The organism is Natronospira bacteriovora, assembly GCF_030848495.1.
GTDB classification, from domain to species: Bacteria; Pseudomonadota; Gammaproteobacteria; order Natronospirales; family Natronospiraceae; genus Natronospira; species Natronospira bacteriovora.
Map to the genome: position 1 here is coordinate 157,431 of NZ_JAVDDT010000003.1, position 21,997 is coordinate 179,427.

Here is a 21,997-nt window from a genome sequence, read left to right on the forward strand (position 1 = left end):
TCGGCCGGTCTCACCTTGAAATCATGGTAACCAGCCAGCCCGGCCCGGACAAGACAGGCTCAGGGCGCCGCCGGACCCATTTAATCGTCCTTCTGAAAGCGATAAAAGCGCCCTGCGTGATGGCGCCCGCGATAGAGGATGTCGCCACTGTCCCGCAGGCGGAGCCCGGCCTCCAGGAAGGGCCGGTACCACTGCCTATCGGCGGCAATGGCACGATTGACACGCAAAAAGTCGCGCAAGCGGGCCCGTCCCAGGCGGAGCTGCTGGTGAAAGCCCCGGAAATCCTGTTCGCGCCGCTGCATCGCCGCCTCATCCATGCGAGCGGTCGCCACGGCCATATTCAGGGCATTGGCCAGCAAGGGGGAACGACGTTTCTTGGCCTCCCGCTCAAGCACAGGCTGCAGTGCCGCCATGGACTGCCTGAAGACAGTTGCGTCGATCTCTGCGGCAAGCCATTGCGCCAGTGCCGGCATCAGCCCCTGCTGCTCGAGCCAGTCATATTCGGCCTCTTCCCGGCCCATGCGCTCGATCATGGCGGAGTCCGCCGCGTGGGCCACCAGGCTGAAACAGCCCCCCGACGACAGCCACCTGGCGACTCGCTCGGCAGCCCTGGGCCAGTCACAGTACTCGATTCCGTACTGGCTCATGATGAAGTCGAACTGGCCGGCCGGAAAGCTCGCCGACTCCAGCGGGGTCTGGTCGATGAAACGAATGGGCTCGAGAAAGGCGGCCGCTTCGGGGTGGGATTCGGCCATGCGCCGGGGTTGCAGGCGGGCGGCATCCAGGCCGGTAATATGAAATGAACGGGCCTGACGGGCGCTGTACTCGGCCGCCAGCACCGCCAGCGCCCCATTGCCGGTGCACACGTCCAGGAGACGGGCAGAGGGCGGCAAGGCCTCGAATTCACGCTGCCAGAAGGCCGCCAGCTCCCCATCGTAGTTGCCGGAAAAATCCTGTGGCAGGGACGTCAGGGCACCACTGGCCCAGAAGTCACTCCAGTGCTCACTGCGGCCACTTGCCATTGACTCCACTCTCCTTTTCCTCACTCGCCGGCCCTCTTCCATCCCTTCGCCATGGCACCGATTCATCATCGTCCGATGACAAGGGGATGGAACAAGGCCTCGACCTTAAGCGGATCACTGACCCGGATCACCATGCTGCCCCACAAAAAGAAAAGGCGGACCCGAAGGCCCGCCTTTCCCGACTTGCGTCAACTCAGCCCGATCAGAAGGACTGGGTGTAACGGGCATACACGATACGACCATAACCGTTGTACAGGTTGAAGTCGTAGTCGCGGCTGCCGATGTTACCCAGGCCAACCGGGGGCATCTTGTTGCCGACGTTCTGGGCACCCAGGGTCACCCGGCCATCGAACGGCGTGAAGTAGTTGAACTGCACGTCGTTGGTGGCCCAGGAGGGCACATTGCCACGGCACTCACGCACCGTGCCCAGCTCCGGCGCCGTCACGTATTCCACATTGGCAACCTGGTCACACTGGTTACCGATGTAGTTGACGTTCCAGGCGAAGCTGAAATCACCGATGGAGTACTGGTTGGACCAGGTGGCACGCATCCGCGGCAGACCGGGGTCACCGGACAGATCCGGACCATCATCGATGCTGAAGCCCAGCACGTAGGAGGCCTGCAGGTTGGTCTGGAAGCGACCACCGCCAAACTCGGTGTTGGCACGCAGGTTGATATCCACACCGTCAGTCTTCAGCTCACCTTCGTTACCGTAACCCGTGAGGATCTCGGTGATCGCACCGGAGGGAGCGCGAGTGATGCCGAGGCCCGGAGGAATCGGATCGCCGCGCTGTTCACGGTTGATCAGGTTCTGGGACGAGAAGAAGGCGATCCGCTCATCGATCTCGATGCGGTAGTAGTCCAGGGTACCGTTGAACCAGTCAACCGGGGCCCAGGCAGCGCCGATGGAGAACTGCTCGGACTTCTCGGACTCCAGATCCGGGTTGGCAATGCGGTAGGCATTGATCTGGGTGGTACAGTCTGCCGGCTGGCCCTGGGCCTCACAGGTCTGCGGGTCACGCACCGAGTCGGCGGAGAAGGCGGTCTGCTGGGACAGGATATCCAGCGACGGAGCGCGGAAACCCTGGCCGTAGGAACCACGGATCACCAGGTCATCGGTGGCGTCCCAGCGCAGTGACAGCTTGGGCGAGAAGTCATCACCGTAGTCGCTGTAGCTGTCGAAACGACCGGCCACGTTGAGCTCGAGGCGATCGGTCAGGGGCACCAGACCCTCACCGAAGACGGAGGTCACGTCGCGATCCAGACCGGCACTGTTACCGGCGGAACCACCGATCTGACCGGCTTCGGACAGGGAGTCGTAGCGGTCTTCGTAGTCTTCGGTGCGGTACTCGGCACCGACGAACCACTGCATGGGACCGGCACCGGTCGCGCCCGCGTCGAAGGCGATGGAACCGAAGATCTCCTGCTGGTCGTAACGGGCGATGCGGGAGATGGTGGCCTTCATGGCGTTCAGGACGTCGTCCGGGTTGCCATAGGGATCGGAAAGGTCGTAGATGCCGTCTTCGATGTAGTTGAAGGCGGTGGTACGAACCAGGTAGTTCTCACCGATGTCGTAGACCTTGTTGTAGGTCTGACGGCCACCGAACTCGACTTCCATGCCACCCACGTAACCGGTGGTGCCCACCATCAGGTCGGCCACTTCGGTGTTGATGAAGTTGTCACGGTTGCCCAGGGCGTCAAAGCGGTGCCAGATGTTGACTTCCTGCTGGGGCAGGCCGGTCTGGTCGCCGAAGTAGCCGTCCGGGTTGGTCGGGTTGTTGAGGCTGTCTGCGCTCAGCGGGCTGCCGAAGAAGGTGGAATCCGGCACCGGCGCGTAACGGCCGAAGGACTCACCCTTGTTCACGTTGATGTTCATCCAGACGGACCAGTCATCATTGATGTAGTGGTCGGCCTTGACGAAGGCGGACTTGTTGCCGGAAGAGGCTTCGTCCGCGGACACCAGGGCGAAGTTGTAGGCACAAATGCTGCCCAGGGTATAGAAGGCATCACTGCCCATCTCTTCACAGGCACCCGGCAGGGCGGTCCAGTCGAAGTTGTCGAAACCGCCCGTGAGGGTGGTGTAGTTGTTGCCGTAGATGGAACCACCCGGGGTGTACCAGGGGAAGTCGCGGGCAAAGATGATGTCGCGGCTGTTCCAGGAAGCACCGGCAATGATGCGGCCGGAGGGGCCGGAGGTGCCGAACACGGCATGACCTTCACGACGGTCACCACCTTCCGGATCCACATCGGCGGCACCGATCATCAGCTCGGCACCTTCGAAGTCGGTGCGCAGGATGACGTTGATCACACCACCGATGGCGTCGGAACCGTAGACGGCGGAAGCACCGTCGGACAGGATCTCGATGCGCTCAATGGCGCCCAGCGGGATGGTGCTGAGGTCATTGGTGGAACCGGTCAGCGGGGACTTGGGCTGACGACGGCCGTCGATCAGCACCAGGGTGCGGTCGGCACCGATACCACGCAGACTCACCAGGGCGGCACCACCGAAGGAGGAGCCGGACTGGGGACGATAGGAACCGGACGAGTTGAACGGCATGTTCCGGATCAGGTCGGCGGCGTTGGACTCACCGCTGAGCTCGATCTGCTCGCGGTCAATCGTGGTCACCGGGAGAGAACCTTCCAGGTCGGTACGCTGAATGCGCGAACCGGTAACCTGGACGCGGTCCAGCTCACGTGCTTCTTCGTCGTTGTCCTGGGCCATGGCGGCCGGAGCGACGAAAGCAGTGGCCATGCCCGAAGCCAGGGCCATGCGCACTGCGTTACGCAGCATGCTATTGGATTTCATCGATCAATCCTCCTAAGCGAACGAGGTTGTATTCGTGTCAGTGGCCGCTGCGGGCACATCCCGTCAGCGGTTACTGCTGTGTCGCCTGAACGGTCACACAATCCCTGTGCAACGTGTAGCGAACAGGCAACATGCTCCTTCAGCTGCCGATACTAGCAGACTGAAGCCAGAAGAAAAGGGGTTTGTTGCAAAAAAATGGGCGGGGGCCTTCCGGTCCGGAAGGCCTGTCATTGCTGGCCGGAGAGGAGCGCGGAGCCAAAACCGGATCATCCGCTGTGAAAAAAACAACAATCGGGCCGAGATGCGCGGACCAACTGTCTGTTGTATCGCCGCATCAGCCGGAAGAGCGGGGCCCGCCCCCCCCGGAAAAGGGGGGCCGGGCCTGAGCTCCGGCTCAGTCGCCGATATGGCGGGCAAAGAAGTCGAGCAGATCCTGGTAGTAGGTCTTGCGGTTCTCGACCTTGTAGTAGCCATGCCCCTCGTTTTCGAACAGGCGGCTTTCGTAATCCACCCCGGCCTCGTCAAGCTGCTCCATGAAGAAGTGGAAATGGGCGATATGGGCGCGAATGTCCTCTTCCCCATGCGCCAGATAGAGGGGCGCGGTGATTTCGTCTGCCCGCCGGGCCGGCGAACGTTCCTGCAACTCCGCCTCGTCGGTGCCCAGCACACGCCGCAGATAGGCCACGCCCTGCGGTCGTTGTGGGATATCCCCCTCTTCGAACATCAGCGGCAGATCATAAACGCCCACATTGGCCGCACCGCAGGCGTAGAGATCCGGTTCCCGCACCAGGCCCATGGCCGTGGCGTAGCCACCGTAACTGCCCCCGTAGATGCAGATGCGCTCCGGGTCGGCGATTCCCTGCTCGATGGCCCACAGGGTGGCATCGGTCACGTCATCCTGCATGGCCGCGCCCCACTCCCGGTAACCGGCCTCCTCGAAGGCCTTGCCATAGCCGCCGGAGCCGCGGAAATTCACCTGCAGCACTGCGTAGCCATGATGGGCGAGCAGCTGCACTTCGGGGTCATAACGCCAGAAGTCACGCGGGCCGTGGGGGCCACCATGCACCACTACCACCATGGGCTGTGCTTCGTCCTCTTCGGCACCACGCGGCCGGGTCAGATAGCCATGCAGCTCCAGACCGTCACGGGCCTCCAGGCGGATGGGCTCCATGGGCTGCATCAGCTCGGGATTGACCCAGGGACGGGCGTCCAGGAGGAAACGGGCGGCCATGGATTCCAGGTCAAACAGATACCAGCCGGCCGGCAGGATATCGGCGTCCACCTGGACAATAGCCCGGTCGGCCTCCCGCGCAAAACTCACGACACGGGCGAACTGCCCCGGAAAGGCCCGGGCAATGGCCCGCTGAATGCGGCTGGTTTCCTCCTCCGGGTCAACAAAATGCATTTGGGGCCGGCCATCCTCAATGACCGCACCGATCACCGCCTGGCCGCTCCGATCCCACAGCACATCACTGCCGATCAGGGAGGCGAAACCGCCGATCTCCACATTATCGTGGGCAATCAGCAGTTCGGCTTCACCCGACTTGGTGTCGAGACGGTACAAGCCCATGCGATCGGCTTCACGGGTACTCAGATAGATGCCCCGACCTTCCGGACCGAAACCGAAGACGGACAGGCTGTTGGCCTCGAAATCGCTTTCGAACTCGCGCCAGAGGCTGTCCTTGCTCTCGCGATAGGCATACTGGGCATTGCCCTCTTCGTCGCTGCCATGAGCAAAGCGAACCACGCCCTCCTGATCCGCAATGACACCGCCATTATCCAGCGGACTCTCATCCTGAACCGTGGTTCGCCCCCGCAGAACATCCAGTTTCATGACGCGGGGCTTGAGCTCCGCCCCCGAGGCACCGAAGGCCTGACTCTGCAGCAGGATGTGACGAGGCTCATCCGGCAGCAGGGAAACCACGTTGGCGCGCCGCATGACATAGTCGCCATCGTAATTACCGAACAACAGTCTCTGGTTGCCGCCATCCACATCGATACCGAAGATGCGCCCCGTGGGCATGGGCTGGTAGAGCGTACCCGCCTCGCGATTGGTGGTGAACAGCACCCGCTCGTTATTCACCCAGAATACCTGGGCGACGTGCTCATTCCGGCGCATGCGCATGGAGGCTGTGGCCTGCATGCGCTCGGGGTCGGAAATGTCGAGAATGGCCAGGCCGGTCTGGTCGCCGGCCGGGGCGGCCACGGCCAGATGCCGACCGTCGGGTGACAGGGCCACGCTGCGAAATTCATTGTGCTTGACGAAATCTTCCAGCGGGATGGTGTCCGCATGGACGGAGAGGCTCAGACCCAGCACCAGGGCCAGGCAATGGAAAAAACGCATAAATCCCCCCAAGGATCAGCTGTGGTTGTCCGGCCCGGGGGCCGGTGTTGCGACGGCAGCCGGGGCGGGCCGCCAACAGGCGGCCGTCCCGCTGCCAATGACATTATTGATTACATGTTGCGGCGATACTGCCCGCCCACTTCATACAAGGCATGGGTAATCTGACCCAGTGAGCAGTACTTGACCGCCTCCATCAGCTCGGCGAAGAGATTGCCATTCTCGGAGGCGACCTGCTTGAGGCGCTCCAGGCGCTCGGCGGCCTTCTCCTCGTTGTGGCGCCAGAAGCTCTGGATGTTGCGCAGCTGGCTCTGCTTCTCTTCTTCGGTGGAGCGGATCAGCTCGATTTCTTCCTCTTCCTCGGCGTCTTCCCGCGGCTGGAAGGTGTTCACGCCGACGATGGGCAGGGAGCCGTCGTGCTTCTGCTGCTCGTAGTAATGGCTCTCGTCCTGAATCTTGCCGCGCTGGTACATGGTTTCCATGGCGCCCAGTACGCCGCCCCGCTCGGCGATGCGCTCAAACTCCTGGTACACGGCCTCTTCCACCAGGTCGGTCAGTTCCTCGATGATGAAGGAGCCCTGGATGGGGTTCTGGTTCTTGTTCAGCCCCAGCTCCTTGTTGATGATCATCTGGATGGCCATGGCCCGGCGCACCGATTCCTCGGTGGGGGTGGTGATGGCCTCGTCGTAGGCGTTGGTGTGCAGGCTGTTGCAGTTGTCGTACAGGGCATACAGGGCCTGCAGGGTGGTGCGGATGTCGTTGAACTGGATTTCCTGGGCGTGCAGTGAGCGCCCGGAGGTCTGGATGTGGTACTTGAGCTTCTGGGAGCGTTCGCTGCCCTTGTAGATGTCCCGCATGGCGCGGGCCCAGATGCGGCGGGCCACCCGGCCGATCACGGCGTACTCCGGGTCCATGCCGTTGGAGAAGAAAAAGCTCAGGTTGGGCGCGAAGTCATCAATGTCCATGCCCCGGGCCAGGTAGTACTCCACGATGGTGAAGCCATTGGACAGGGTCAGGGCCAGCTGGGTGATGGGGTTAGCCCCGGCCTCGGCGATGTGGTAGCCGCTGATGGAGACACTGTAGAAATTGCGGACATTGTTGTCCGAGAAATACTGCTGAACATCGCCCATCATCTTCAGGGCGAACTCGGTGGAGAAGATGCAGGTGTTCTGGGCCTGGTCTTCCTTGAGAATGTCCGCCTGCACCGTGCCGCGCACGGTCTGGATGGCCTCGGCCTTGAGCTTTTCATAGACCGCCGGCTCCACCAGCTGATCCCCCGGCACGCCCAGCAGATTCAGGCCACGGCTGCCGTGTCCTGCCGGCAGATCGCCTACGTATTCCGGGGCCTCGCCGTCGCTGAACAGGGTCTTTATCTTTTTCTTCGCCTCATCCCAGCGACCTTCATCGCTCAGGTACTTCTCCACCCGCTGATCAATGGCCGCGTTCATGAACATGGCCAGGATGATGGGGGCCGGGCCATTGATGGTCATGGACACGGACGTGGTGGGCGCCAGCAGATCGAAGCCGGAATACAGCTTCTTCATGTCGTCCACCGTGGCAATCGACACCCCGGAGTTGCCGATTCGGCCGTAGATGTCCGGGCGCTCGTCCGGGTCTTCGCCGTAGAGGGTCACCGAATCAAAGGCGGTGGACAGGCGGGTGAAGGGCTGGCCGCCGGCCACATAGTGGAAACGGCGGTTGGTGCGCTCGGGCGTGCCCTCCCCGGCGAACATGCGGGTGGGGTCCTCGCCCTCGCGGCGGTAGGGATAGACACCGGCGGTGAAGGGGTATTCACCGGGCAGGTTCTCTTCCATCCGCCACTTGAGAATGTCGCCCCAGTCGCGGTAGCGCGGCACGCCGATCTTGGCGATCTTCAGCCCCGACAGGGACTCGCTGTAGTTCTCGCCCGTGATTTCCTTGCCGCGAACCTTGTAAGAGAAGGTCTCGCTGCGGGCCGCATCACGGCGCTCGGGCCAGGCCTTGAGCAGCTTGCGGCCCTCCTCGCCGATGTCATCCAGTGCGGCGTTATAGCGCTGGCGCAGGGTGCGCAAGCTGTTGTCGTCGCCCTCGGTCAGGGCCTCGCCGGCGTAAGGATCGAGCGGCTCGGGCAGCTTTTCGTCTTCCAGGGTCTTCAGGGCCTCGTAGCAGGCATGGGCGCGAGACGCCGCCTCGGCGGCGTGATCCGCGGCCTCGTGGGCCCGGCGGCCGGTCTGGGCGATCTCGGCCAGATAGCGCTCACGGGAGGGCGGGATCAGGGCCTGGCGCTCCACGTCCACTTCCGGGAACTCGGCGTCCACCTTCCAGCGGTCGGCGGCCAGGTCCAGCTTCTCGGTAAAACCGTTCACCAGGGCCTTGAACAGGCGGTTCATGCCCGGGTCGTTGAACTGGCTGGCGATGGTGGGATAGACGGGGATTTCGTCCTCGCCCTTGTCAAAGGCCAGGTGATTGCGCTTCCACTGCTTGCGCACGTCCCGCAGGGCGTCCTTGGAGCCGCGCTTCTCGAACTTGTTGATGGCGATCATGTCGGCGAAATCCAGCATCTCGATCTTCTCGAGCTGGCTGGCGGCGCCGAATTCGCTGGTCATCACATAGAGAGAATAATCCACCAGATCGACCACCTCGGAGTCGCTCTGGCCGATGCCGGCGGTCTCCAGGATGATCAGGCCGAAGCCGCAGGAGCGCAGGTACTGGATGGACTCCTTGATGGCCGCGCTGGTGGCGAAATGGGCCCGGCGGGTGGCCATGGAGCGCATGAAGATGCGCTCGTCCATCAGGGAATTCATGCGGATGCGGTCGCCCAGCAGGGCGCCCCCGGTGCGCCGGCGGGTGGGATCCACCGCCAGCACGGCAATGTCCAGATCCGGGAAGAAGCGGCGGAAGCGGTTGAGCAGCTCGTCGGTCAGGGAGCTCTTGCCGGCCCCGCCGGTGCCGGTGATGCCGACCACCGGAGGCCGGTTGGCGGTGGCCTGCCATTCCTTGGCCATCTCCTGCAGGGCCGCCTCGTCATCCGAGGCCTGCTCGATCAGTGAAAGGGTGCGGCCGACGCTGATGTGGTCGGACTTGTCGCCCCGGGCCGGCTCGAAATCCGGTTTCTTCCAGGCGCGCACGCGCTCGAAGACATCCTCGATCATGCCCTTGAGGCCCATGGACATGCCGTCATGGGGGGTATAGACCTTCTCGACCCCGTATTCTTCCAGCTCGGCGATCTCGTGCGGCACGATGGTGCCGCCGCCGCCCACCACCACGCGGATGTGCTCGCAACCCTGCTCGCGCAGCATGTCCACCATGTATTTGAAGTACTCCATGTGCCCGCCCTGGTAGGAGGACACGGCGATGCCGTCGGCATCTTCCTGGATGGCGGCGCGCACGATGTCGGCCACCGCGCGGTTGTGACCGAGATGGATCACCTCGGCCCCGTTGGACTGCAGGATGCGCCGGATCATGTTGATGGCGGCATCATGGCCGTCAAACAGGGAAGCGGCGGTGACAAAGCGCAGCGGCACCGTGTCTTCAGCGGTGCTTCGGCCCTCGATCTGAGAGGCGGCAGTACCCATCGGGATCCTCCGGTTTGATCGCAAGACACTGACTGAAAAGGCTTTTCAGCCAGTGAGGATTTTTTTCGAGCCCCCAATTATAGCCGCCCTGCCCCTTCATAAGCGAATCGCCCTTCTCCGGGCAGCAACGGCAAATTCAAACGAATACGTGGCAAGGGCGTTCGTCCTGCTATAATTCGCGCTCCCGAAACCAGGCGGTCGACCCCGATGGGGCCGGCCACACGCAAAAACAGCGGCCCCCGGGCCGCGTCCGACAGGCCTTTCCGCCCCCCGCAATGACGCGGTGGTGCGGCGCAACCCCAGCCGCCGGAATGACCAGTCCGCCAGCGTCGCGCGCGACCCTGGCCGCTGGTCACGAACAGTGGCCGGGCAGGCCGAACCGGTTTATTTCCGTCTCAGGAGGACAATATGGAGCTTTTCGCCACCGCAGAACAGATGGGTCATGAGCAGGTCGTGTTCTTCCATCACAAGGAGAGCGGCCTCAAAGCCATCGTGGCGATCCACAACACCGTACTCGGCCCCGCCCTCGGCGGCCTGCGGATGTGGCCCTATGAGAGCGAAGACGAGGCACTGACCGACGTGTTGCGCCTGTCCCGCGGCATGACCTACAAGGCGGCCGTGTCCGGCCTGAACCTGGGTGGCGGCAAATCCGTCATCATCGGCGACCCCAAGAAGGACAAGAGCGAGGCCTTCTTCCGCGCGCTGGGCAAGTTCATCGACTCCCTGGGCGGGCGCTACATCACCGCCGAGGATGTGAACACCACCGTCAACGACATGGAATACATCTTTGCCGAGACCGACAACGTGGTGGGCGTGCCCGAAGTGCATGGCGGTGGCGGTGACCCCTCCCCGCTCACGGCCTACGGCACCATTCGCGGCATCCAGGCCTGCCTGAACCGCAAGTACGGCCACACGGACCTGTCCAAGGCCAGCTACGCTGTTCAGGGCGCCGGCAATGTGGGCATCCACATCATCCGCACCCTGCGTGAGGCCGGTGCCAAGGTCACCGTCTGCGACATGAACGAAAAGCGCCTCGAGGAATGCCGCGAGATGGGCTGCGAGATCGTGGATCTGGACGCCATCTATGACGTGGACTGCGATGTCTACGTGCCCTGTGCCCTGGGCGCCACGGTCAACGACGACACCATTCCGCGCCTCAAGTGCGACATCGTGGCCGGTTCCGCCAACAACCAGCTGGCCGAGGAACGCCACGGTACCGAACTGGAAAAGCGCGGCATGATCTACGCCCCGGACTACGCCATCAACGCCGGTGGCCTGATGAACGTGGCCATTGAGCTGCAGGGCTATAACAAGGATCGGGCCTACCGCCAGGTCAAGGGCATCTACGACATCATCGAGAAGATCTTCGAGATTGCCGACCGGGACAGCATCCCCAGCTGGCAGGCCGCGGATCGCCTGGCCGAAGAACGCATTGAAGCCATGAGCCACGTCAAGCTGCCGCACGTGGAGCAGCGCTCCAAGCGCGCCTCCGGCCGTCGGCCGAAGGCCTGAGGGCCACACCGGAGACTTCGGCAGGCAGATCGACAGGGATGTGGTCTGCCGGTTTCGATATTGCTTGAGTGAACAGTGAACAGCTGGCCGCGCCAGCCGAGAAGCCTACTGTTTCCGGATAGACAGTACGCGTGCTGAATGGTCACTGCGGGAGCGACGGACGCCGCTGCCACGGAAGAACCGCTACACGCTCACTGTTCACTGGGAACTGGGAACTGTTCACTTCCCTTCTAGGGAACTGTTCACTGAATTCATGGGGAGACCCCAATGACCGTCATCAACACCCACATCAACGAAGAACTGGACATGCTGCGCGAGTCGGTGGAGCGCTTTGCCCAGAGTGAGATTGCGCCTATCGCCGCCGAGGTGGACGAGAAGAACGAATTTCCCCAGGCAATGTGGCAGAAGCTGGGGGAGATGGGCCTGCTGGGCATGACCGTATCGGAAGAATACGGCGGCTCGGACATGGGCTATCTGGCGCACCTGGTCTGCATGGAAGAGATTTCCCGGGCCTCCGGTTCCATCGGCCTGTCCTACGGCGCCCACTCCAACCTCTGCGTCAACAACATTTTCCTCAACGGCACGGAAGCACAGAAGCAGAAATACCTGCCCAAGCTTTGCTCCGGCGAGTGGGTGGGTGCCCTGGCCATGTCCGAGCCGGGTGCCGGTTCCGACGTGGTCGGCTCCATGAGCTGCCGGGCCGAGAAGAAGGGTGATGTCTGGGTCGCCAACGGCAACAAGATGTGGATCACCAACGGCCCCGAGGCCGATGTGCTGATCGTCTACATGCGCACCGCCAACAAGGACCTGGGCTCCAAGACCGTCACCGCCTTTCTGATCGAGAAAGGCATGAAGGGATTCCGCACCGCCCAGAAGCTGGACAAGCTCGGCATGCGTGGCTCCAACACCTGCGAACTGGTGTTCGAAGACTGCGAGATTCCCGAAGAGAACATTCTGGGTACGGTCAACGAGGGGGTTTACATCCTCATGCGCGGCCTGGACTCGGAGCGCCTGGTGCTGTCCGGCGGCCCCATTGGCCTGATGCAGGCCGGCATGGATGTTGTGCTGCCCTACATGCACGAGCGCAAGCAGTTCGGCAAGTCCATCGGCGCCTTCGGCATCATGCAGGCCAAGGTCGCCGACATGTACACCGCCCTGCAATCCTCCCGCGCCTTCGCCTACCGGGTGGCCGAGGCCTTCGACCGGGGCGAGCAGGTGCGCTGGGATGCCGCCGCCTGTCTGATGTACTGCTCCGAATCCGCCGTCAAGGTGGCACTGGAAAGCATCCAGGCCCTGGGCGGCAATGGCTACATCAATGAATACCCCACCGGCCGCATCCTGCGGGATGCCAAGCTGTACGACATCGGCGCCGGAACCAATGAGATTCGGCGGATGCTTATCGGCCGCGAGCTGTTCAATGCGATGAGTCCTTGAATTTAGGCGCCGATGCGAGTGAACAGTGAACAGTTCCCAGTGAACAGCTGGCCGTGCTAACTCATAGGCCGAGCTGCTTCGGATAGCTTGAGAAGGACAGGCAGAGAAGAGGATGCAAGGATGCGGTTTGAGGATCTGGAGGTCTGGAAACGATCAGCTCGACTGAGTGCTGAATTATATAAGGCACTGCGGGAGCTGAAGGATTTTGCATTCCGCGACCAGATCACCCGCTCTGCCTTGTCGATATCGAGCAACATCGCTGAAGGCTGGGAAAGAAACAGCAAACGGGAGTTTTCACAGTATTTGAAGTATGCGCTGGGTTCATGCGGCGAGCTTCGAACCCAGTTATACATCGGCATTGAAGCTGAATACCTGAATAGAGAACAGGGTCAGGTCTGGATCAGGGAAACACGCGAGTTGAGCGCAATGCTGCGATCGCTCCAAACCTCCACGATTGCCGAAGAGCCTGGCAGCACGTACGAAGCCTGACGGTTTTCTGTTCACTGGGAACTGGGAACTGGGAACTGTTCACTAAAAGTTTTCTAGAGAAACCGAATTCCAGAATCACCTGAGGAGGCCAAACATGCCCACCACCGATCCCATCGTCATCGTCGCGGCGCGCCGCACCCCCATCGGCTCTTTCCAGGGCAGCCTTTCCGGCGCCCAGGCCCCGCAGTTGGGTTCGGCCGCCATCAAGGCCGCCATGGAAGACGCCAAGCTGGGTAGCACGGACGTCAGCGAAGTCATCTTCGGCTGTGTGCTGCCGGCCGGTCTCGGCCAGGCGCCGGCCCGTCAGGCCTCCCTGGGTGCCGGAATCGACAAGGGCGCCGGCTGCACCACCATCAACAAGGTCTGCGGCTCAGGCATGAAGGCCGTGATGATGGGCCATGACCTGATCGCCGCCGGCTCCGCCGAGGTGATCGTGGCCGGTGGCATGGAATCCATGACCAACGCCCCCTATCTGCTGCCCAAGGCCCGCGGCGGCATGCGCATGGGTCATCAGGAAGTCATCGATCACATGTTCTTCGATGGCCTGCAGAACCCCTATGACGGGCAGATGATGGGCGGCTTCGGCGAGACCTGCGCCGACAAATACGGTTTCAGTCGCGAAGCCCAGGACGAGTTCGCCATCGAATCCGTGAAGCTGGCCCAGACCGCGGTCGAAAAGGGTTACTTCAAGGACGAAATCACCCCGGTCACCATCAAGGGCCGCAAGGGCGAAACCGTGGTGGACACCGACGAAGAGCCCGGCAAGTGCAATGTGGACAAGATCCCCACCATGCGCGCGGCCTTCAAGAAAGACGGCACGGTTACCGCCGCCACCTCCTCCTCCATTTCCGATGGCGCCTCGGCGCTGGTGATGATGCGGGCCTCGGAAGCCGAGAAGCGCGGCCTTGAGCCGCTCGGCCGCATTGTCGGTCACGCCGGCCACGCCCAGGAGCCGGAATGGTTCACCACCGCGCCGGTGGGTGCCATCCAGTCCCTGCAGAAACAACTCGGCTGGTCAGTGGATGATGTGGACCTGTATGAGGTCAACGAGGCCTTTGCCGTGGTCGCCATGGCCGCCATGCACGATGTGGGCATCCCGCGGGAGAAGCTGAACATCAATGGCGGTGCCTGTGCCCTGGGTCACCCCATTGGTGCCACCGGTGCCCGCATCATCACTACCCTGCTGCACAGTCTCAAGCGCAACGGCGGCAAGCGCGGCATCGCCTCCCTGTGCATTGGTGGCGGTGAAGCGACGGCCATCGCTGTAGAGCGGCTGTAAGCCGCTCTACAGCGAAGTGAACAGTGAACAGATGAAAGTGAACAGCTGGCCCTGCCAAGCGAGAGGCCTACTGTTTCCTGACAGGCAGTCGCCATGCTGAATGGCAACTGCGGGGTGCTAGTTGTGGGAGCGGCATTCGCGCTTGAGCGGCTGTAAGCTTCTCAAGCGCGAGTGAACAGTGAACAGATGAAAGTGAACAGCTGCTCCGGGGAAGACTACAGGCTCACCATTTTCAGAGCTTCAGTACAGTCCGAAATCCTGAATTGAGGCTAAAGCCTCTCCCGCAGGCACCAAGCTCAAAGGGTTTGCTGTTCACTGGGAACTGGGAACTGTTCACTTAATCCGTGGACCTGCTTAATCTGCACGAAACAAGAGGATTAGGGATGCCCGTCCTAAAGACGACAATAGACCGCTCTGACGCAACCTTCCAGGCCAACGCCGAACACATGGAAGGGCTGGTGGCGGATCTCAAGGATCAGCTGAGCCGGGCCGCCCAGGGCGGCGGTGAGCGTGCGCGCAAGAAGCACACCGACCGGGGCAAGCTGCTGCCACGGGAACGCATCGAAGCCCTGCTGGACAGTGGCAGCGCCTTCCTCGAGTTCTCGCCCCTGGCCGCCCACGGCATGTACGACGATGCCGCGCCCGCCGCCGGCATGATCACCGGCATTGGCCGGGTGCGTGGCCGGGAGGTGGTGATCGTGGCCAATGACGCCACGGTCAAGGGCGGCACCTACTACCCCATGACGGTGAAGAAGCACCTGCGGGCCCAGGAAATCGCCCGCGAGAACCGCCTGCCCTGCATCTATCTGGTGGATTCCGGCGGGGCCTTCCTGCCCCTGCAGGACGAGGTCTTCCCCGACAAGGAACACTTCGGGCGCATCTTCTACAACCAGGCCCAGATGTCCGCCGAGGGCATTCCCCAGATCGCCGTGGTGATGGGCTCCTGCACCGCCGGCGGCGCTTATGTGCCGGCCATGTCGGATGAAGCCATCATCGTCAGGGAACAGGGCACCATCTTCCTCGGTGGCCCGCCCCTGGTGAAGGCCGCCACCGGCGAGGAAGTGGACGCCGAGTCCCTTGGCGGCGGCGAGGTACATACCCGCATTTCCGGGGTGGCCGACCACCTGGCGGAAGACGACGCCCATGCCCTGTCCATCTGCCGTGACATCGTTGCCAGCCTCAATAGTCGCAAGTATGTGGACCTGGATCTGGCCGAACCGGTGGAGCCGATCTACCCGGCCGAGGACCTCTACGGCATCACCCCGAAGGAAACCCGTCACCCGGTGGATGTTCGCGAGATCATTGCCCGCATCGTCGACGGTTCCGAAATGCACGAATTCAAGGCCCTGTTCGGCAAGACCCTGGTGACCGGCTTTGCCCGCATCCACGGCTATCCGGTGGGCATCATTGCCAACAACGGCATCCTGTTTTCCGAATCGGCCCAGAAGGGCGCGCACTTCATTCAGCTCTGTGAGCAGCGTGGCATTCCACTGGTGTTCCTGCAGAACATCACCGGCTTCATGGTGGGCAAGAAGTACGAGAACGCCGGTATCGCCAAGGACGGGTCCAAGATGGTCAACGCCGTGGCCACCGCCAGCGTGCCCAAGTTCACCGTGGTCATCGGCGGCTCCTTCGGGGCCGGCAACTACGCCATGTGCGGCCGCGCCTATGGTGCCCGCATGATGTGGATGTGGCCCAATTCGCGGATTTCGGTCATGGGCGGCGAACAGGCCGCCTCGGTGCTGGCCACCGTCCGACGCGACGGCCTGGAAGCTCGCGGCAAGGAATGGCCCGAAGCCGAGGAAGAGCAATTCAAGAATGCCATCCGCGAACAGTACGAAGACCAGGGCCATCCCTACTACGCCACCGCGCGTCTGTGGGATGACGGCATCATCGACCCCATGGATACACGACGCGTTCTCGGCATGGCGATCTCGGCGGCCCTGAATGCGCCGATTGATGAACCGAACGGGTTTGGTGTGTTCCGGATGTAAGACAGGAAGTGAACAGTGAACAGTTCCCAGTGAACAGTTGGCCGTGCCAAGCGAGAGGCCTACTGTTTCCTGATGGGCAGTCGTCATGCTGAATGGCAACTGCGGGGGCGCTAGTTGTGGGAGCGGCATTCCTGCCGCGACAGGAGACATATCGAAGCCCCAGTCGCGGCAGGAATGCCGCTCCCACCAGAAAAGGCACGGCCCCACTGTTCACTGGGAACTGGGAACTGTTCACTCAACAACCCCCGGGGGAAGAACAATGTCTGATCAAGTTCAAGTCAAGATCGACGCCCTTGGCGTTGCAACAGTGGCCTTGAACCGTCCCGAGAAGCACAACGCCTTCAACCAGGATGTGATCAAGGAACTGACGGCCACCTTCTCGAAGCTGAACAACGATGACTCGGTTCGCGTGGTGGTGCTGACCGGCGAGGGCAAGTCCTTTTCCGCCGGGGCGGATCTCAACTGGATGCGCTCCATGGCGGAGTACAGCGAAGACGAGAACCTGGAAGACTCCCTGCGCCTGGCCGAGCTGATGTGGACCCTGGACGGCCTGCAGAAGCCCACCGTGGCCCGCATCAATGGCTCGGTCTTTGGCGGTGGCGTGGGACTGGTGGCCTGCTGTGACATCGCGGTGTCCGTGGCCGAGGCGAAATTTGCCCTGACCGAGGTGCGCCTGGGCCTGGTGCCCGCCGTCATCTCCCCCTTCGTGATCCGCGCCATCGGCACCCGCCAGGCACGGCGCTTCTTCATGACCGGCGAGGCCATGGACGCCGAGCTGGCCGAGCGCATCGGTCTGGTGCATGAGTGCGTGGCCGCCGACCAGCTGGACGTAGCCGTGGACAAGCATGTCAAGCGTCTGCTCAAGGGCGGCCCCAATGCCCTGCGCGCCAGCAAGGAGCTGATCGACAGCATCCACGGCCAGGGCATCTCCGCGCGGGAAGCCGCCAAGATGAAAACCTCGCGCCTGATTGCCCAGCTGCGGGTGTCGCGGGAAGGCCAGGAAGGCCTGTCGGCGTTTCTGGAGAAGCGGGCACCGAATTGGGTTGAGAAGTGAACAGTGAACAGTGAACAGTTCCCAGTGAACAGTCGGCCGTGCCTGCCGAAAGGCCTACTGTTGCCTGATAGGCAGTTGCCATGCTGCTCGCAATCTTAAGCAAATAACAGTGGGAGCGGCATTCCTGCCGCGACAGGAGGCATATCGAAGCCCTGATCGCGGCAGAAATGCCGCTCCCACAGAAGAACAGCGCCCCACCCACTGTTCACTGGGAACTGTTCACTTAATATCTTTACAAAGCCGGGGCAGCGAATACCGGCCCAATGACCTGAGGAAGGAAAACCATGTTCCGGAAAGTCCTCATAGCCAACCGCGGTGAAATCGCCTGCCGTGTCATGGATACCTGCCATGCCCTGGGCATCCGCACCGTGGCGGTCTACTCCGACGCCGATGCCGGCGCCCGTCATGTGCGCCTGGCGGACGAGGCCGTGCACATCGGCCCGGCGGCCGCGGCCGAATCCTACCTCAATGCCGAACGCATTCTTGAGGTGGCGAAGGAAACGGGCGCCGAGGCGGTACACCCCGGTTATGGCTTCCTGTCCGAGAACACCGACTTTGCCCGGGCCTGTGACAAGGCCGGCATTGTGTTCATTGGCCCCAAGCCGGACAGCATCGACAAGATGGGCTCCAAGTCGGCCTCCAAGCGCATCATGGAAGCGGCCGGTGTGCCGGTGGTGCCGGGCTACCACGGCGATGACCAGAGTAACGAGACCCTGATCAGCGAGGCGAAGAAGATCGGCTTTCCGCTCATGATCAAGGCCGTCTCCGGTGGCGGCGGCAAGGGCATGCGCGTGGTGCATGAGGAAAAGGAACTGCAGGCCGCATTGGATGGCGCCCGCCGCGAGGGCAAATCCAGCTTCGGCGATGACCGGGTCTTGCTGGAGAAATTCATCGAGCAGCCACGGCATATCGAGTTCCAGGTCTTCGGCGACAGCCACGGCAATGTCATCCACCTCTTCGAGCGGGAATGTTCCCTGCAGCGCCGCTACCAGAAGATCGTGGAAGAGACCCCCTCCCCGGCTCTCGACGATAGTCTGCGGGCGAAGATGGGCGAAGCGGCCGTTAACGCCGCGAAGGCCGTGGACTACATCAATGCCGGCACGGTGGAGTTCATCATGGGGGCCGACGGCGGCTTCTATTTCATGGAAATGAACACCCGCCTGCAGGTGGAGCATCCGGTCACCGAAATGACCACTGGCCTGGACCTGGTGGAATGGCAGCTGCGGGTGGCCGCCGGCAAGCCACTGCCCATGGAACAGGATGAGGTGGAACAGTTCGGTCACTCCTTCGAGGTGCGCCTTTATGCCGAGAAGGTCGCCGATGGCTTCCTCCCTGCCACCGGTGTGATTCGGGGTTTCGACTGCCCCGAGGACGAGGACGGTGTGCGCCTGGACTCCGGCGTGGAGGCCGGTGATGAGATCAGCATTCACTACGATCCCATGGTGGCCAAGCTGATCGTCTTCGATGAGGACCGGGAACAGTCCCTGCGCCGTCTGCGTGAAACCCTGGCACGCACCGCTGTGTTCGGTCTGGAAACCAATCTTTCCCTGCTGCGGGCCATCGCCGCCGACGAGCGCTTCGCCGCCGGCGACATGGACACCGGCATGGTGGATGAGCGCCTGGCCGACTGGACCACGATCCCCTCTCCCTCCACTGGCGTCCTGGCCGCGGCTGCAGTGTATCGCCAGATGGAGCTTGAGCTCGACAACGAAGACGAAGAAGACCCCACCTCCCCCTGGGCCCAGCCGGATGGCTGGCGTGTCTCGGGCGACGGCGGCCTGCGGGTGCGCGTTGCCACCGCCGGCGAGGAACAGGATGTCTGGCTGCAGAGTGTGGGCCCCGAGCAGTGGGCCCTGAGCCTTGGCGAGGACTCCCTGGCGGTGGAGCTGGTGGAAGTGGAACCGGAGGCCTTGGTGCTGGCCATCGACGGTCATGTGAAGCGCTTCGAGGTGCTGGCCGACGAGCAGGATCTGCAGATCACCGAGGCCGGCCTGACCCATGTCCTGAAACGAATCGACCCCTACGCCGCCGCCGGTGGTGCTGCTGCCGATGAAGCCCACCCCGGCAGCCCCATGCCCGGCCGCATTGTCGCCGTGCACGTGAAGGAAGGCGACCGGGTGGAAGCCGGCGACCCCATCCTGGTGCTGGAAGGCATGAAGATGGAATTCACCGTCAAGGCCGGCGTATCCGGCACGGTGGAAAAGTTGAAATACGGCGAAGGCGACATGGTCGAAGCCGAAGTCCCGCTGGTGGACATTCAGCCGGAGGGCTGAATGTCCACCAGCGGGAGTGAACAGTGAACAGTTCCCAGTGAACAGATGAAAGTGAACAGCGGGCCCTGCCCTAAGAGACACTGTGCCGCTTCGGCGAGATACATGTGCACTCAAGATTCCATTTGGCAACGGCCTGGCAGAAAACAGTTGGCCGTTCCATTGGCACGGCCCACTGTTCACTGGGAACTGGGAACTGTTCACTCAGAAAGCTTCCCGTAAGGCACCTGAACACAACGCGAGCACCCAAATGGCAGACTACCCCCAATCCGTGAAGCTGGTCGAGGTGGGCCCTCGCGATGGCCTGCAGAACGAGGCCGAACCGATCCCGACCGCAACCAAGCGCGAGCTGATCCATCGTCTGGCCGATGCCGGTCTGCCGGTGGTGGAGGCGACCAGCTTTGTCAGCCCGAAGTGGATTCCGCAGCTGGGGGATGCCGCCGAGCTGTTTCCGAGCATCAAGCGCAAGACCGGTGTTCACTATCCCGTGCTGGTGCCCAACATGAAGGGCATGGAAGGAGCAGTGAAAGCCGGGGTGGAGGAAATCGCCGTGTTCACCGCCGCCTCGGAAAGCTTCAACAGGAAGAACATCAACGCCTCCATTGCCGAATCCCTGGAACGCTTCATGCCGGTCATGGCGCTGGCGCAGGACAAGGGCATCCGGGTGCGGGGCTATGTCTCCTGTGTGCTGGGCTGCCCCTACGAGGGGCATATCGAGGCCACGGCCGTGGCCGAGGTCAGTGAGAAACTGATCAAGATGGGTTGTTACGAGGTGTCCCTGGGCGACACCATCGGCTCCGGCACGCCACTCAAGGCACAGACCATGCTGGCCACCGTGGCCGAACGCGTGGCCATGGACAGGCTGGCCATTCATTTCCACGACACCCGCGGCCAGGCTCTGGCCAACATACAGGCCTGCCTGGAACTGGGGGTGGCCACGGTGGATGCCTCGGTGGCCGGCTTGGGCGGCTGCCCCTATGCCGATGGCGCCTCCGGCAATGTGGCCACTGAAGACGTGGTCTTCATGCTGGAAGGCATGGGCATCAAGACCGGCGTGGATCTGGAAAAGCTCCACGCCACCGCCGTCTGGATCAGCCGCGAACTGGGCTGCGAACCGGCCAGCAAGCTGGGCCGGATCCCGGTGGAGAAGGCGCTTGCGCCTTTGAACTGGCGCTAAAAACATGGGAACCGACGAACACACCGAATACATGCAATAAAAATGATCTCGCGCAGAGACGCAAAGACGCAGAGAAGGCAATGCATTTTGGGCGACTGAAGCGGCCGTTGTGGGAGAGGCATTAGCCTCGATATCTGCTATCTGATAACACAGTCGGGGCTAAAGCCTCTCCCGCAGCAGGTTTGCGCTGGCCCGTAATCCATCTTTCTCTGCGTCTTTGCGTCTCTGCGCGAGGCTGGTTTTTCATTTCACCCAAGGAGTCAGCAATGAAATTCGAAAACCTCAACGCCGTCATCAGTGGTGGTGCCTCCGGGCTGGGTTTTGCCACGGCCAAACGCTTTGTGGAAGCCGGTGGCTCGGTCGCCCTGCTGGACGTGAACGAGGAACAGGGTCAGGCCGCGGCGAAGGAGCTGGGCGACAAGGCCATCTTCGTGCAGACGGATGTGACCTCGGAAGCGGCCGTGAACGGAGCCGTGGCGCAGGCGGTGGAGAAGTTCGGTCGAATCGATGTGGCCGTGGCCTGTGCCGGCATCATCGGCGCCGGGCGGGTGCTGGGTCGCAAGGGCCCCATGCCGAGTGACTTCTTCGCCAAGGTCATTTCCGTCAACCTCGTCGGCACCTTCAACCTGTTCAAGGCCGCCGCCGAGAAGATGGCCGAGAATGAGCCGCGTGAAGACGGCGAGCGTGGCCTGCTGGTGAGCACCGCCTCCGTGGCCGCCTTCGAGGGCCAGATCGGCCAGGCCGCCTATTCCGCTTCCAAGGGTGGCGTGTCGTCCATGATGCTGCCCCTGGCACGCGAGTTCTCCCGCATCGGCGTGCGCGCCGTATCCATCGCCCCGGGCATCTTCTACACCCCCATGATGGATGGCCTGCCGGAAGAGGTTCAGGAGTCGCTCAACAGCCAGATCCCCTTCCCCTCTCGCATGGGCAAGCCGGAAGAATTCGGCCAGATGGTCGAGGCCGTGTGCGAGAACATCAACCTTAATGGCACCACCATCCGCCTGGATGGCGGCATTCGCATGCAAGCAAAATAAACCGGCCGGAGGCCGGCTTATTTCGAGCTGC

Annotated in this window: 13 protein-coding genes; 9 read left to right on the forward strand and 4 right to left on the reverse strand. The window is 62.5% G+C overall.

From position 1 onward, the window contains the following. Positions 1–80: 80 nt before the first annotated feature. The 4 genes from RBH19_RS06290 to RBH19_RS06305 all read right to left on the reverse strand — a co-directional run bounded on the left by RBH19_RS06290 (position 81) and on the right by RBH19_RS06305 (position 9,723). Positions 81–1,022, reverse strand: coding sequence for a class I SAM-dependent methyltransferase (locus RBH19_RS06290; protein ID WP_306727975.1), 942 nt, complete (start codon positions 1,020–1,022; stop codon positions 81–83). Between the two features lie 202 nt (positions 1,023–1,224). Beyond that, positions 1,225–3,828, reverse strand: a complete 2,604-nt coding sequence (locus tag RBH19_RS06295) for a TonB-dependent receptor plug domain-containing protein (protein WP_306727976.1) — start codon at positions 3,826–3,828, stop codon at positions 1,225–1,227. Positions 3,829–4,222: 394 nt separating this feature from the next. Then, a complete protein-coding gene (locus RBH19_RS06300) occupies positions 4,223–6,172 on the reverse strand; it encodes a S9 family peptidase (RefSeq protein ID WP_306727977.1) in 1,950 nt (649 codons plus the stop codon). A 110-nt stretch (positions 6,173–6,282) separates the two neighbouring features. Next, positions 6,283–9,723, reverse strand: a complete 3,441-nt coding sequence (locus tag RBH19_RS06305) for a methylmalonyl-CoA mutase family protein (RefSeq protein WP_306727978.1) — start codon at positions 9,721–9,723, stop codon at positions 6,283–6,285. Between the two features lie 408 nt (positions 9,724–10,131). On the opposite strand from RBH19_RS06305, the gene RBH19_RS06310 reads away from it, so the two are divergent. From RBH19_RS06310 to RBH19_RS06350, 9 genes are all read left to right on the forward strand, one after another. Continuing rightward, a complete protein-coding gene (locus tag RBH19_RS06310; protein ID WP_306727979.1) occupies positions 10,132–11,235 on the forward strand; it encodes a Glu/Leu/Phe/Val dehydrogenase dimerization domain-containing protein in 1,104 nt (367 codons plus the stop codon). Positions 11,236–11,502: 267 nt separating this feature from the next. Next, complete coding sequence (locus RBH19_RS06315) at positions 11,503–12,669, forward strand: isovaleryl-CoA dehydrogenase (protein WP_306727980.1); 1,167 nt, start codon at positions 11,503–11,505, stop codon at positions 12,667–12,669. Positions 12,670–12,789: 120 nt separating this feature from the next. Next, positions 12,790–13,158, forward strand: coding sequence for a four helix bundle protein (locus RBH19_RS06320; RefSeq protein ID WP_306727981.1), 369 nt, complete (start codon positions 12,790–12,792; stop codon positions 13,156–13,158). 94 nt (positions 13,159–13,252) lie between these two features. Further along, entirely contained in the window at positions 13,253–14,437 is a 1,185-nt protein-coding gene (locus RBH19_RS06325) for an acetyl-CoA C-acyltransferase (RefSeq protein WP_306727982.1), read from the forward strand. Positions 14,438–14,820: 383 nt separating this feature from the next. Next, complete coding sequence (locus RBH19_RS06330; protein ID WP_306727983.1) at positions 14,821–16,431, forward strand: carboxyl transferase domain-containing protein; 1,611 nt, start codon at positions 14,821–14,823, stop codon at positions 16,429–16,431. 259 nt (positions 16,432–16,690) lie between these two features. Beyond that, positions 16,691–17,485, forward strand: a complete 795-nt coding sequence (locus RBH19_RS06335) for an enoyl-CoA hydratase/isomerase family protein (protein WP_306727984.1) — start codon at positions 16,691–16,693, stop codon at positions 17,483–17,485. A gap of 284 nt (positions 17,486–17,769) precedes the next feature. Further along, positions 17,770–19,758, forward strand: a complete 1,989-nt coding sequence (locus tag RBH19_RS06340; RefSeq protein WP_306727985.1) for an acetyl/propionyl/methylcrotonyl-CoA carboxylase subunit alpha — start codon at positions 17,770–17,772, stop codon at positions 19,756–19,758. Between the two features lie 247 nt (positions 19,759–20,005). After that, on the forward strand, positions 20,006–20,932 hold the full coding sequence (locus tag RBH19_RS06345) for a hydroxymethylglutaryl-CoA lyase (RefSeq protein ID WP_306727986.1): 927 nt from the start codon (positions 20,006–20,008) through the stop codon (positions 20,930–20,932). Positions 20,933–21,198: 266 nt separating this feature from the next. Beyond that, positions 21,199–21,966, forward strand: a complete 768-nt coding sequence (locus RBH19_RS06350) for an SDR family NAD(P)-dependent oxidoreductase (protein WP_306727987.1) — start codon at positions 21,199–21,201, stop codon at positions 21,964–21,966. Positions 21,967–21,997 lie beyond the last annotated feature (31 nt).